At 38.3% G+C, this 13,764-nt stretch carries 16 protein-coding genes; 3 read left to right on the top strand and 13 right to left on the bottom strand.

Annotation, left to right across the window (positions count from 1 at the left end):
• Positions 1–8: 8 nt before the first annotated feature.
• From B4Z90_RS06605 to B4Z90_RS06595, 3 genes are read right to left on the bottom strand one after another with little or no spacing between them, the layout of a single operon-like run.
• Positions 9–593, bottom strand: a complete 585-nt coding sequence (locus B4Z90_RS06605) for a hypothetical protein (protein WP_070570371.1) — start codon at positions 591–593, stop codon at positions 9–11.
• A complete protein-coding gene (locus B4Z90_RS06600) occupies positions 583–1,077 on the bottom strand; it encodes a hypothetical protein (RefSeq protein WP_139145106.1) in 495 nt (164 codons plus the stop codon). The genes B4Z90_RS06605 and B4Z90_RS06600 overlap by 11 nt, the downstream gene beginning before the upstream one ends.
• Before the next feature lie 42 nt (positions 1,078–1,119).
• The gene (locus tag B4Z90_RS06595; RefSeq protein WP_112373913.1) at positions 1,120–1,419 is read right to left on the bottom strand and encodes a DUF2089 family protein; all 300 of its coding nucleotides are present in this window, start codon (positions 1,417–1,419) and stop codon (positions 1,120–1,122) included.
• Between the two features lie 123 nt (positions 1,420–1,542).
• Here B4Z90_RS06595 and B4Z90_RS06590 point away from each other — a divergent pair, with 123 nt between their 5' ends.
• Positions 1,543–2,283, top strand: a complete 741-nt coding sequence (locus B4Z90_RS06590; protein ID WP_286801606.1) for a lysophospholipid acyltransferase family protein — start codon at positions 1,543–1,545, stop codon at positions 2,281–2,283.
• Position 2,284: 1 nt separating this feature from the next.
• Here the strand turns inward: B4Z90_RS06590 and B4Z90_RS06585 are convergent, their stop codons facing one another.
• Entirely contained in the window at positions 2,285–3,415 is a 1,131-nt protein-coding gene (locus tag B4Z90_RS06585) for a glycosyltransferase family 2 protein (RefSeq protein ID WP_070570379.1), read from the bottom strand.
• Positions 3,399–4,373: a lysylphosphatidylglycerol synthase domain-containing protein gene (locus tag B4Z90_RS06580; RefSeq protein WP_070570381.1), complete on the bottom strand. Its 975-nt coding sequence runs from the start codon at positions 4,371–4,373 to the stop codon at positions 3,399–3,401. The genes B4Z90_RS06585 and B4Z90_RS06580 overlap by 17 nt, the downstream gene beginning before the upstream one ends.
• A gap of 100 nt (positions 4,374–4,473) precedes the next feature.
• On the opposite strand from B4Z90_RS06580, the gene ruvC reads away from it, so the two are divergent.
• Positions 4,474–5,040: a crossover junction endodeoxyribonuclease RuvC gene (gene ruvC / locus B4Z90_RS06575; RefSeq protein WP_046674896.1), complete on the top strand. Its 567-nt coding sequence runs from the start codon at positions 4,474–4,476 to the stop codon at positions 5,038–5,040.
• On the opposite strand, the gene B4Z90_RS06570 is transcribed toward ruvC, so the two are convergent.
• A complete protein-coding gene (locus B4Z90_RS06570) occupies positions 5,041–6,087 on the bottom strand; it encodes a hypothetical protein (protein ID WP_046674895.1) in 1,047 nt (348 codons plus the stop codon).
• A 388-nt stretch (positions 6,088–6,475) separates the two neighbouring features.
• Here B4Z90_RS06570 and B4Z90_RS06565 point away from each other — a divergent pair, with 388 nt between their 5' ends.
• Positions 6,476–6,949 (top strand): Lrp/AsnC ligand binding domain-containing protein, encoded by a 474-nt coding sequence (locus B4Z90_RS06565; RefSeq protein ID WP_046674894.1) that lies wholly within the window; start codon positions 6,476–6,478, stop codon positions 6,947–6,949.
• Between the two features lie 35 nt (positions 6,950–6,984).
• Here the strand turns inward: B4Z90_RS06565 and B4Z90_RS06560 are convergent, their stop codons facing one another.
• The 7 genes from B4Z90_RS06560 to B4Z90_RS06530 all read right to left on the bottom strand — a co-directional run bounded on the left by B4Z90_RS06560 (position 6,985) and on the right by B4Z90_RS06530 (position 13,730).
• Positions 6,985–8,049: a M20 family metallo-hydrolase gene (locus B4Z90_RS06560; protein WP_286767382.1), complete on the bottom strand. Its 1,065-nt coding sequence runs from the start codon at positions 8,047–8,049 to the stop codon at positions 6,985–6,987.
• The gene (gene proC / locus B4Z90_RS06555) at positions 8,039–8,845 is read right to left on the bottom strand and encodes a pyrroline-5-carboxylate reductase (RefSeq protein ID WP_286754814.1); all 807 of its coding nucleotides are present in this window, start codon (positions 8,843–8,845) and stop codon (positions 8,039–8,041) included. The genes B4Z90_RS06560 and proC overlap by 11 nt, the downstream gene beginning before the upstream one ends.
• A gap of 27 nt (positions 8,846–8,872) precedes the next feature.
• Positions 8,873–9,670: an acetylglutamate kinase gene (argB, locus tag B4Z90_RS06550; RefSeq protein WP_115047047.1), complete on the bottom strand. Its 798-nt coding sequence runs from the start codon at positions 9,668–9,670 to the stop codon at positions 8,873–8,875.
• A gap of 51 nt (positions 9,671–9,721) precedes the next feature.
• On the bottom strand, positions 9,722–10,684 hold the full coding sequence (locus B4Z90_RS06545) for an acetylornithine carbamoyltransferase (RefSeq protein ID WP_286770646.1): 963 nt from the start codon (positions 10,682–10,684) through the stop codon (positions 9,722–9,724).
• A 138-nt stretch (positions 10,685–10,822) separates the two neighbouring features.
• A complete protein-coding gene (locus B4Z90_RS06540) occupies positions 10,823–11,968 on the bottom strand; it encodes an aspartate aminotransferase family protein (protein ID WP_115047043.1) in 1,146 nt (381 codons plus the stop codon).
• 157 nt (positions 11,969–12,125) lie between these two features.
• Positions 12,126–12,629 (bottom strand): 50S ribosomal protein L17, encoded by a 504-nt coding sequence (rplQ, locus tag B4Z90_RS06535; protein WP_070570394.1) that lies wholly within the window; start codon positions 12,627–12,629, stop codon positions 12,126–12,128.
• A gap of 108 nt (positions 12,630–12,737) precedes the next feature.
• On the bottom strand, positions 12,738–13,730 hold the full coding sequence (locus B4Z90_RS06530; protein WP_046674887.1) for a DNA-directed RNA polymerase subunit alpha: 993 nt from the start codon (positions 13,728–13,730) through the stop codon (positions 12,738–12,740).
• Between the last annotated feature and the right edge of the window lie 34 nt (positions 13,731–13,764).

Below are 13,764 nucleotides of genomic sequence, written 5' to 3'. Positions count from 1 at the left end.
GTTTTTTACTAGAAATTAAACTGTATGCATAAATCCAATATAAAATATAATGCCACAAATACCATACTGATTCCAATCTTCTTATTATTAACGGCTACATTCATACCCTTAACCAATAAATAGAACTGATAGCATAGCAATAACAAACTGATGATTCCAAACATGCCAAACAAGAGCATCTCCGTTTTATCAACTCCAACCAATGTATGATCGTCGCTTTGCACTGCCTTTAAGACTTCATCCGTAAATTTGTCCTGGTTTAACAATTTCCCTAAAAATAAGGCAAGATAGAGCGGAAATGGTATAATCAGAACGACATTTATGACATCGATGATTCTGGTCTTTCTGTTCAATAACATCCCAGTACCGTAAAGAAGTGTAAAAGGAGCCAAAACCATACAGGCATGAACGCCCAATACAGCCCATATCGAAATCACCCTATCCGGTTGATAGAAATGCATAAAACCATTGAACTGCTGGCCCGATAAATAAATAACATAGCTTGATAACAAAAATCCGATAACACCAGCAAAGAATAACTTCCACTCTGGGAATTCCGCAAATGGATTCTGAAAAATCTGTTTAACTTTCATTTTTTAAGAATTGAGATAAGTTCAGCTGTTCAATCGCAGCCGGATTTTGGGTTCCAATAAGTAATATCTTACCAGTTTCCAATGTAAGTTGCAACCCCATATTACCACGAGCTGAAAAAGCCAGACCTCTCACCCCCCTCCTCAATCCCCATCCACCAAACTCACCGATCGGGTTATAGTTTCGTACCTGAATAGCACGGATATCTGCCCAAAGCGTCCTTTTACGATAGAAATTAAATGGGAAAAAATAGACTTCAATTCCATCTTCACGAATAATAGTTTTTAATCGTAGTATGCCAAATAACCCCCACAATACCAAATTGATCCAAAATCCTGGTAATTGAAATAATGGAACAAAATCCAACTGCAAGATATCATGCCAGTGCACAGAAAAACTGGCTACACTGACCGTTAAAAGGATCAAACATAATAACCAGCTAAAAAAAGATTGGCTTTCGGTAAAAAGCGTATTATTTTTCATCATGACATCATTCTTTGTTCATCAATCATTCGATTTCCCTCGCCACTAAATATTTCTATTTCTGCCAACACTATTTTTATTCATAAGAGCTTTCACTTTTTGAATCAGATCATCCAGGATATTACGAACTGTCGGATAGGATTTTCCCATTTGGTTTGCCATTTCCTTTAAACTTCCTGAGTGTATCAAAAAATTCAGAACAAATTCTTGCTCCTCAACAGTAAGTTGCATTAACACGGGTAATGAAAACTTTCCAACAACTTCGGTTTCACAGGAGTCACACACCAATTTAGCGACTTTTAACTTCGCTTCACAACAAGGGCAATCAACCGGTATTTTTTTCATTAAATAATAACTATATTAATATTATTAAATATAACATTAATAATATTAAAACAAAACACTATAAAATCAATATTTTTTAAAAACCACTGCTTAATGATATATTTGTATCATTAAATAACATTTATGAAGAAGTTTTTAGGCTATTTCCTATCTATAATATTTTGGTTTTGTTTTGGTTTATCCTTGATTATCTTCCACCCTATACAGTGGTTATGTTTAAAGCTGGGTGGATATAATGCACACAAAAAGAGTGTGGATATATTAAATGCCTGTCTCGTTGCCTGCTATTACACCCTATTCAATCGGGTGACGTTTATCGACAATAAAAATATTCCAACAGGGCAACCCATAGTCTTTGTAGCCAATCACCAAAGCACCTTTGATATTCCGCCAATGATCTATTTTTTACGCAGGTTTCATGGAAAATTTATTTCTAAAATTGAACTTGCCAGCGGTATACCTAGCATCTCCTTTAACTTAAAACATGGTGGTGCCGCAAATATAGATCGCAATGACCCCAAACAGTCTATTGCTGAGATATTGAAGCTTGCCAATAATATGAAAACCAAAAACTGGTCCGCGTTTATTTTTCCAGAGGGAACAAGATCGAAAACCGGAAAAATGAAGGCCTTTCATGTTGGCGGAATTGCCACATTACTAAAGAAGAATCCGAGCGCACTCGTTGTTCCTATCGCCATCACAGGATCATATGAAATGGTACAATATGGGATGTATCCATTAACCCCATTTCTTCATATGACCTGGGAGGTTCTAAATCCTTTGGATACGGAGGGCAAGAATATTGAAGAGATCGTTAAATTAGCTGAGGAAGCTATAAAACTAAAGGTAGAAAAATTGCAGTAAGCTACTTGACCTGCCTTCCTTTCCAGTCATACTTCCCAACATTACCCAATATGCCGATATAAGCTAGATAAAGGATATGAGCCAGGCTTAATAAAGGAAGATACCATAAGAGTTCATTTCTGCTTGCGAACCTGGTTAAAGGTTGAATAAAAAGAAATTCGACAGTCATCTTCAATAACAACGCGAACAGTACTACCCAAGCAACAAATTTCACACCACAGAGCGCAAGAACTGCAGCAACCAATATCAATAAGTTGAAAAACCAAATGGAAATCCCCAATGCGATGACACCTTTATTTTTATATTTGGTACTTTTTGAAGCCCAGCGTCTACGCTGACTAATGAATGATTTCAAATCTGGTTTTGCATCTGTATAAACAACGGCATCTTGTGATTTACAAAAGATTATACGATCGGGATATTGTTCTGCTACCTTATGTAAAAAAAGTTCATCATCTCCGGATGCAAGCTCATCAATCCCTTTAAATCCGCCCATTTGTTTAAAAATATCCTTTCGATAGGCCAAATTCGCTCCATTACAGGTCGTTGGTTTTTTATTACCAATACCTGCAGCGCCCAAACCTATCAAATACAAAAATTCCAGGGTCTGCAGTCGTTCAAAAAAACTCTTTTCTTCTGAATACACTACTGGAGAAGATTGTAGATAGGCACCTTCTTTCTCAAATGAACTGATAACTGTCTTTAGCCAGTTCGACCCCATGCGGCAGTCAGCATCTGTAGTGATAATAATTTCGCCATGACAGCAATCTATCGCTCTTGAAATTGCTAATTTCTTGTAGGAATTCAAACGGCCATTTTCGTTCAATTGAATCAGCTTGACACCTTTTTCTTCATATTCTTTCACAATCAAAGACGTACTATCGTCCGAATGGTCATCGATAATAATTAACTCCAGGAGCTCTCTAGGATAATTTTGCCCTAGTATCGATTCAATGGTGCGCCTAATATTTAACTCCTCATTCCGCGCTGCGATAATGACAGATACAGTCATTGTTGGCCTAACAGTATTGTTAGGCTCCGAAAGCAAGAACCAGCCTCTGCGCATCCATAAAACTAGAATTACGTATACGCAGGCAAAAATGATCAATAAATAGTTAAGAATTTGTATCACCGAAAAAATTTATCTTAAAAACAAAAATAGAACCAAATATAGCTGGAAGAATCAAATTGACGAACCAAATACAGGAAACAATAGCCATTACAGCAATTTCCTGTGTGGTAATATAACTATATAGATTGCTTGCAACGAAACTCCTAACACTGAAATCAAAAATATCCAATGTAGGTAGCGCTGCCTGCACAAAAAATAGGATAAAAATCATCAGAACCATGGATAAAAGCGGTAACTCAGGTAGCGTTAGCTTCATCAAGATGATATACTGAGAAGTAAAAATGACAAATCGCGCCAAAGAATTTAAAAGAACAATACGGAGCTCGCGCATTGAATAGTGTTCCAATACTTCAAAGAAAGGCTTAATCCGTTTCAAAAACTTAATTTTGCCGACCAATAAATCGATCCATTTTACATTGAAATATAAGATGACAAATCCTCCGGCATAAATAATTGCAAGTAGCCATACACCAAATTGTACGGTTAAAGGAGTTGAGAGAAATTTACAGATAAACCAAGCGATACTTAATGATCCCGCAACGCTTGTGAGCACCAATTGTGCAAATAATCCAACGCCCATCGCCACGGCTCCTTTTGCCCGATGTTGAGGCTGTAAAAAAAGAACGCGTCCACCATACTCTCCAATCCTATTGGGAGTAAAAATAGCCCAGGTAAGTCCGCAAAAAACGGATTGGAAGGCCTGCCAAAATGAAATACGTTCCAGTTTAGAGGCAAGATACTGCCATTTAACGACTTCAAGCAACCAATTTACAAGCATTAACACCACGATCAAAACCAGGGTCCAAACAACAGAATGTTGTTCTAAACCTGCTACTAGGGTTTTAAACTTCGCAATATTACTTTTATCAGATACTTTCACGGCAATATACCAGGTCGCCAGGGCGAAAACCAGCATCTTCAATAAAAGACTGATGTATTTTTTTTGTCTTCCAGTCAACTTTCGATAATTAGAGAGCAATGTTACTAAATTTTAGCCAAATGATTAAGTTTTGTCGAATGCAATCCGCGAATAAAACGCAAAATTTGTAATATTGTATATGCAGAAGGAAAAGGCGAAAGAAAGAATAATTTTAGGGATCGACCCCGGTACCGTTGTACTGGGATATGGCATCATCAAAGAAGTTGGCAATAACATATCCTTGATCTCAATGGGGGTCATCAAAATGGGACATTTAGACGATCATGCTCTAAAACTACAACGTATTTTCAAAAAAACTTCGGCTTTAATGCAGGAATATAATCCCGACTGCGTAGCCCTTGAATCACCATTTTATGGCAAAAACATACAGGTCATGCTCAAACTAGGGCGAGCTCAAGGTGTTGCTATGGCGGCGGCGCTGGCGCAAGATATTCCGATCTTTGAATATTCTCCAAGAAAGATAAAACAATCCGTTACAGGAAATGGAAATGCGACAAAGGAGCAGGTTTCCGCTATGCTAAAAAATCTATTAAAATTTGAGGAAACACCACAATTTTTAGATGCCACCGACGGATTGGCAATTGCTGTCTGCCACTCGTTTCAGAAAAATGCAGTATCAGGCAACAGTAAGTCGTACACGGGATGGTCCGCCTTTATCAAAGATAACAAGGATCGAATCAAGTAATCACATTTGCACCTGACGAATCACATTCTTCACATTCAATTCCACAATATCCGTCATCGTTTTACACTTGAGGTAGGAGTTGTTCTGATAAAATTCAGCATAGCCCTCACGTAACTGTTTGATATTCTCCTGGGTCGAGAGCACCTGCGTTTGCGAGGCATCCCTCAGATCAGCGATCCGATGTCTTTCGCTTCGAACTCTATGCACAATAGAGGAACGCTCCTCTTGTTGGTATTGCAGTACTGTTTTTTCATTGAGATGTTCCATCGCCAGTTTGACATAGGGAAGATTCTCCTTAAAAAATTGCGGCATATATACCTTCGGATTTCCTTCATAAAACTGCTGGTCAAAATCTATTGCCCGAATTCGAAACTGGAAATCATCAAAATCTGGTGTAATCTGCATCACGAAATTGTATGCCCGCATATCCCCCAACAACGTAATAATACATCGCTCATTAAACTTGACAAATTCTTTGGAAATCCGGGTCAGATTATAATCAGGCGAGAACATACGTGTTTTCGAAAAAGTGTCTCCCGGAATTCCAACAATATGTTCCTCAACCAAGGTATCATGGTCTACCATATAATTCACCTGATTGGGCGACAATATTTCTTCCAACTCCAGTCCATATATTCTTGATGCATCGGCCTGCTTGATGTAAAAATAATCATACACATCATTTAAACGGTTCACGATACGAATACGAAAGGGTTTCGTATTGCCAAAGCCGCAGTACTCGACACGATCAATATATTTATGCTGGACGATTCGCGTATTACCTGATGCTTTCAATTTAGCATAAATCACCTTCAACCCGTCATATAATTGGTCAATGAGATATTGTGGATACAGTGGAGTCTCCCAAAAAGTATCGTTGCCAAATTTATCCATAACAGGTACTGTCTCCGTAAAATTCAGTAGATCCTTATATCCTATAGGCAATTTTTCATCTCGCTGATACAGCTTAAGGTATTTATGAAGTCCTTCCCCTACTTCAAAAATCGGCTTCTTTTTCGAAATCTTTACATCTTGAACTTCTTCCATCGCTATTCCGTATTTGATTTTTCGTTTATTCAAACATCACACGGTTGGCTACATTTTTAACCTAACAACCGCTAAATACGAACTGATTAGATTGTTAATAGGCCAACTGCATTTCCTACTTCTTAAAAAGGCAATACTAAATTAATTTATCATAATCCTGATATCAAACATGAAAACAATCACTTAACCTATAATAAGATCACCATGAAACAATTATAATCACTTTCAATCAAAAACATATAACATTATCAATATGAATAAGTATTTTTTATTAAATTTACATCTATAAACCGAAAATTCTTAGTAATTTTGAAATAAATTTAATTATTTTAGCTATTGGTCCGATTTTGATGCAACGGCCAATTAATGAACACAAAAACCATTGTTAATGGAAAATCAATATGCAAACTATGATCTAGACAATTTGGATATCCAAATCTTGTCTATTCTAATGAACGATGCCTCTATTCCTTATACAGAAATAGCAAAAAAGCTAATTGTATCAGGTGGTACAATTCACGTTAGAATGAAGAAGATGGAAGAACTAGGTATCATTAGAGGGTCAAATCTAATTATCAATCCTCAAAAAGTCGGATTTGATATCACGGCCTTTTTGGGTATCTATCTTGAAAAAGGTTCACAATATGCAGATGCGGTAGATAAATTGAAAGAAATCAAAGAAGTGGTCGAATTACATTATTGTACTGGCCAATACAGTATTTTTGCAAAAATCATCTGTAGAGATACAGTTCACCTCAGAAAAGTATTGAATGAAGATATTCAATCCGTACCTGGGATTCAACGTACCGAGACGATCATCTCTCTCGAAGAGAGTATCAAACGTCAAATCAGCTTAGTCTAGTATAAAAAAAGCTTCCATAAAAATGGAAGCTTTTTTTATACTATCTGTTCTAACATTTCGATATAGAGATCGATCCCTGCTCTAATTTCATCGATATAGATAAACTCATCCGCCATATGCGACCTTGCGCTATCACCAGGTCCCAACTTCAGAGAAGGGACAGGAATAAGAGCCTGATCGCTCATCGTCGGCGATCCATAGACGGCACGCCCCAGTGTAACACCTGCTTTGACAATTGGATGCGTTTCAGGAATGGAAGAAGACTTCAGACGCGTTGATCTCGCTGTGACCTCTGATTTGACATGAAACTTGATAATATCCAACGTCTCTTCATTCGAATAAGCATCTGTGGTTCTGACATCGACAACAAAGTTACAAGTAGCCGGTACCACATTATGTTGTGATCCCGCCTGAATTACTGTCACCGACATCTTAATCGGGCCTAAGGTTGACGAAGTCCTTTCAAACGTATAATTTTGAAACCATTCAATATCCCTAATCGCTTTGTAGATTGCATTATCGCCCTCATTACGTGCGGCATGTCCAGCTGTCCCTAATGCTGTACAATCCAACACCATCAGTCCCTTTTCTGCAATTGCCAAATCCAATAAGGTAGGTTCACCCACAATTGCAAAATCAATTGAACCGATATCATCCAAAACAGATTCTACACCGTTCTTACCTGAGATCTCTTCTTCGGCACTAGCGACAAGACAGAAGTTATACTTCAAGTCCGTCTGCTGGTAAAAATACAAAAATGTAGCTATCAATGATACCAAACAGCCTCCGGCATCGTTGCTCCCCAATCCGTACAATTTACCTTCCTCTACAGTCGCCGCCAAAGGATCTCTTGTATAACCTGTATTTGGTTTTACTGTATCGTGATGGGAGTTGAGTAATATCGTAGGTCTGGTGCTATCATAATGAGCGTTATATACCCAGACATTATTGCCTTTTCGATGTGTTTTGATATCACGCTCCTGAAAGAAGCGAACAATTAAATCCGCTGTGAACTCTTCCTCTTTACTTAAAGACGATAGTCCAATTAATTGTTTTAAAAGGGCCAGAGCATCTTCAAATAAGCCCTGCTTATCCTTCATGGTATAGTCCTCCTGCTTTATCCGCAGATAGTTTAATTCCTTTTATAAAAGCAGAACTAAAACCATTATGTTCCATTTCGTTCAATCCCGCTATTGTACAGCCCTTCGGTGATGTTACCTTATCAATCTCTCCTTCTGGATGAGCATTGGTGTGCAATAACAAATCAGCAGCGCCTTTTGCAGTTTGAACCGCCATCTTTAATGCATCATGCGCATGAAATCCGATTTCAACTCCACCTTGTGAAGCAGCACGGATCGCACGTAGGAAAAATGCAATACCGCAAGCACACAATGCCGTCGCCGATGTCATTAGGTCCTCATTAATAACAACGACTGAACCAACAGTTTCAAACATTTTCTCAACCTCCTTCAAACTGTCGTCTGAAGCATTGTCGCTGGCGATACACGTCATTGATTGCGCTATTGCAATTGCCGTATTAGGCATTGCTCGTATCACTGTGGCATCTGCCCCCAACTCTGCTTTTAAATCGGCACAAGAAACTCCCGACACAATAGAGACAAAAATCTGATTGGTCTTTTCAATTACAGGAGCCACTTCCACCAATACCTTTTTTAGTTGTTGAGGTAGGATTGCGAAAACAACAATATCAGCCCCCTTTACAGCGAGTTTATTATCATTACTTATTGAGAAGCCTTGGCGCGCTTCTTCGGCCAGTGCATTCAAATTTCTCCTCGTCAAGGTAATATCGGCAGCATGGGCAAATTCACTTTTTACAAGTCCTTTTGCCAAAGAAAGACCGATATTACCGCTTCCGATAATGGTGACCTTTTTCATAGCGATCGTTGGGTTTAGGTTAGATTTTTATTTTAATGTCAAGCAAGTGCCAAATTGTCCTTGTTGAAACAAATGCAAATTATTAGCATTTCCAATATAGACCTCTTGAACACCTTTATTTATAGCATTGAATGCATTTTGCAACTTAGGGATCATCCCGTCGTTCACTACGCCGGATTCCTTAAGATGTTCAAACTCTTCTGACTTAATCGTTGGGATTACCGAATTCTCATCTGTTACATCCCGTAAAACGCCGTTCTTCTCGAAACAATAAACCAAAGAAGTTTCATATAATGAAGCCAAAGACACCGCCAATGAAGAAGCTATTGTATCCGCGTTGGTATTGAGCAATTGTCCAAGGCCATTATGTGTAATAGCTGAAAACACAGGAACAAAACCCGCTTCCAAAAACTTTTTGATGGCCAAGGTATTTACAGAGTCATGTAACAAATCACCTACAAAACCATAATCGATATCTTTTACAGGACGCTTTATCGCTTTAATGACATCCCCATCAGCTCCGGTTAATCCGACAGCATCACATTTCAAATTTTGCAACTTCGCAACGATTGTCTTGTTTGTCAATCCGGCGTATACCATTGTTACAACGCGTAACATTTCCTCATTTGTCACACGCCGCCCTTCTACCATTTGGGCTTCGATGCCCAGTTCACTAGCCAAACGAGTTGCAATTTTACCTCCACCATGTACAAGAATCTTTTTCCCTGATAATGCGGAGAACTTTTCTAAAAAAGAATCCAATTGGCGTTCATCATCAATAATATTCCCGCCAATTTTAATAATATTTAATACACTATTAGCCATTACGCAACTTTTCCCAATAAAAATAGTTTTTCAAAAATCAATAGGATTGTACTATACCAAATCCTCTAACATACGTTTCAAAACAACCTGAGCAGCCCAAACACGGTTGCTGGCCTCTTTAATCACGAGTGAGTTTGGCCCATCCAAAATTTCTGAAGATAATTCGAGATCTCTTCGTACTGGCAAGCAATGCATAACTTTGGCATCATTTGTCAGCTTCAGCTTCTTATTATCCATCATCCAATCTTCATCAACACCATATACCTCGCCATATTCCTGATAAGAAGACCAGTTTTTCACATAGACAAAATCAGCATTCTTTAAACTTTCTTCAAGATCATTAGATATGGTTGCACCGGCTGTAAATTCTTCACTTAACTCATAGCCCATAGGTTGAGCTATCGTAAAATCAACCAATCCCTCTTCTTGCGCTTTACACATCCATTCTGCAAAAGAATTAGGTACCGCTTGAGGTAATGCCTTAACATGCGGAGCCCAAGCCAAAACCACTTTTGGTTTCTCGGTCTTTTTATACTCAGTGATGGTAATCATATCCGTCAAACTCTGTAGCGGATGCCGCGTTGCACTTTCTAAGGAAACAACAGGAACACCACAGTATTTAATGAATTTGTTGAATAAGTCTTCACTATAATCCTCTTCGCGATCTTTCAATTTTGGAAAGGAACGAAGTCCCAAAATATCACAATACTCGCCCATAACAGCAGCGGCTTCACGAATATGTTCAACAGTTGTCCCGTTCATCACAACACCATCCTGTGTTTCAAGAGCCCAACCATCTTTATCCATATTCATAACCATCACATTCATGCCCAAATTCATCGCCGCTTTTTGTGTGCTCAAACGTGTACGTAAACTGGGATTCAAAAATACAAGTCCCAGCGTTTTGTGTTGACCAAGATCCTGATTGTCATATGGTGCAGCTTTCAAATTTAACGCTTCTTGAACAACGTCCGCTACACTGGAAACATCCTTAACAGAGAAAAACTTTTTCATCTATATCTATTTATTCGAGTGCATCTTCAACGGCAATAAATAAGCGCGTCACACTCAGTATATATTTTAACTAATACAGTGCAATCAAATTTCCACAAGCTGAAACAGCCATTGGCCAATTTGACAGCATTTAGGGGTTTACGCAACCGTTACGGCCTTTACATGCTCCTTTAATGCAGATAAAAACTGATCCGCATGCTCTTTAGTCATATTCAGGGCAGGTAATAAGCGAATCACAAATGGCTTAGCCTCTCCCGTAAAGATACGGTTCTTTAACAAGAGATCCTTCTTCACATGACCCAACGATGCTGGAAGTTCGATACCGATCATTAATCCCCTACCTCTAACTTCAATAATTTCCTCTATTTGCTTCAATTCATTGATAAGATAGGTGCCGACTTGTGCAGCATTTTCCATAAGCTGATCTTGTTGGATGACCTCCAAAACAGCCAAAGCTGCCGCGCATGCAAGATGATTCCCCCCGAAGGTAGTACCCAAACTGCCGTAAGTAGCTTTAAATTTAGGCGATATACTTATTGCTCCGATTGGAAACCCATTGCCCATACCTTTTGCCATGGTATAAATATCAGCTTCGACGCCGGAATAATCCTGGGCGTAGAATAAGCCCGTCCTGCCGTAGCCACATTGTACTTCGTCTGCAATGAAAACTGCATTATATTGATCACAAAGAGACCGAATCAAACGAAGAAAAGAAACTGAAGCCTCCCGAATACCGCCAACTCCCTGAATACTCTCTACAATAACGGATGAAATTTCCTCACCATAAGATGCGAAAGCGCTGGTTAAAGCCTCTTCATCATTAAAAGGAAGAAAAACAATATTGTCCGTCTCGTTTACAGGAGCCACGATACTCGGATTGTCTGTTGCAGCAACAGCTAATGATGTGCGTCCATGAAATGCTTTTGAAAATGCAATAACCTTCTTTCTTTTGTTATAAAAGGAAGCTAATTTCAATGCATTTTCATTCGCTTCTGCGCCCGAATTACAAAGAAATAAATCATAATCAACCTTTCCCGACACTTCCCCCAACAATCGGGCAAGTTCACGCTGAATTGGAATTTCAACAGAATTAGAATAGAACGCAATGCGGTTCAATTGCTCTGTTATACGTTGTACATAATGTGGGTGCGTGTGTCCGATCGATATCACAGCGTGGCCACCATACAAGTCCAAGTAAGCATTTCCTTCGGCATCCCACACCGTTGATCCATTAGCTTTTACTATGTTAATGGGATTAATGGGATAAACATCAAATGGTTTCATCTTAATGAATTATAGATTGATAAACGAAATAGCTTGTAATAGAAAAAGCTATCAGATTTTAGCAATACAAATATATTAGTTATAACGGTAGGAATGGTCATAAAATAAAAAAAGTCCTCTTAAAAAGAGGACTTTTTTATGTTAGATCAGCAGAATACTATTCTCCGTCTACTTTTTCTTCACCTTCTACTTCGGCTTTAACTTCTGCAGGAGCTTCAGTTTCGGCAGTAGCAGCTTTTTTAGCACCACCACGACGACGAGTCGCTTTTTTCTCAGCAGCAGCAGCTTTTTTACCGTAGATTTCGTTGTAATCAACTAGCTCGATGAAAGCCATTTCTGCGTTATCACCTAAACGGTTTTCCATTTTGATGATACGCGTGTAACCACCTGGACGGTTAGCTACTTTTTCAGAAATTTCGCGGAATAAGATAGAAACTGCGTCTTTATCTTTCAAATAAGCGAATACTGTACGACGAGAGTGTGTTGTGTCGTTTTTAGATTTAGTAATCAAAGGCTCAACATACGTACGTAACGCTTTAGCTTTAGCCAAAGTAGTTGTAATACGTTTGTGTAGGATTAATGATGTCGCCATGTTAGCCAACATTGCTTTTCTATGGCTATCCGTACGGCCTAAGTGATTTACTTTTTTTCCGTGTCTCATTTTGATTTTATTATACTAACCGTACCGTTTTTGTATAGTTCAAATAGGTGAAAATCACCTATTCAGACAGCCAAAAGGAATTACGACTAGTGGTCGCTTAATAAATTATTATTCTTCGTCTAATTTGTATTTCGCCAAGTTCATTCCGAATGATAAACCTTTTGATTTAACCAATTCTTGGATTTCACTTAACGATTTTTTACCGAAGTTTCTGAATTTCAACATATCAGCCACGTCATAAGTTACTAACTCAGCCAATGTGCGAATATCTGCTGCCTTCAAACAGTTCAATGCACGAACTGAAAGATCAAGATCTACTAATTCTGTTTTCAGAATCTTACGCATATGTAAGATTTCTTCATCAACAACTTTAGTTTCTTCTTTCGTTTGAGACTCAAGAAGCATATTCTCATCAGAGAATAGAATAAAGTGTTGAATTAAGATCTTAGCAGCTTCTTTCAAAGCTTCTTCGGGGTGAATTGAGCCATCAGTAGAGATATCCAACAACAATTTCTCGTAGTCAGTTTTTTGCTCTACACGGTAATTCTCAATGGTATATTTAACATTCTTGATCGGAGTAAAGATCGAATCGATTGCGATAACACCTACTGGAGCATCCACAACTTTATTCTCATCAGCATTTACGTATCCACGACCTTTGGCAATACTCAATTCCAATTCAATTGTCACTGAATTATCCATGTTACAGATTACCATGTCTGGGTTCAAGACCGTAAAGTTATTAGAGAATTTTGTGATATCACCAGCTAAGAATTGTTCTTGACCATTGATTACTACAAATACCTTTTCGTTGTCGCCAATCTCACCTGTTTTTTTGAAACGAATTTGTTTCAAGTTCAAGATAATTTCAGTTACGTCTTCAACAACACCTTTGATCGTTGAAAATTCGTGCGAAACGCCAGAAAACCTTATCGACGTAATTGCATATCCTTCTAAAGAGGACAATAGAATACGGCGCAAAGCATTACCAATGGTTACACCAAAACCAGGCTCCAATGGACGAAATTCAAACGTACCATCAAAATCCGTAGATTTTTGCATGATAACTTTATCCGGTCTTTGAAATGCTAAAATTGCCATTTATTTTCTTTTAATGTTTTATTTGTAATAATAA

Source organism: Sphingobacterium sp. UBA5639, assembly GCF_002421245.1.
Taxonomy (GTDB): domain Bacteria; phylum Bacteroidota; class Bacteroidia; order Sphingobacteriales; family Sphingobacteriaceae; genus Sphingobacterium; species Sphingobacterium multivorum.
The sequence above is the reverse complement of the archived record's forward strand: the minus strand, read 5'-3'. Positions and strand labels throughout refer to the sequence as shown.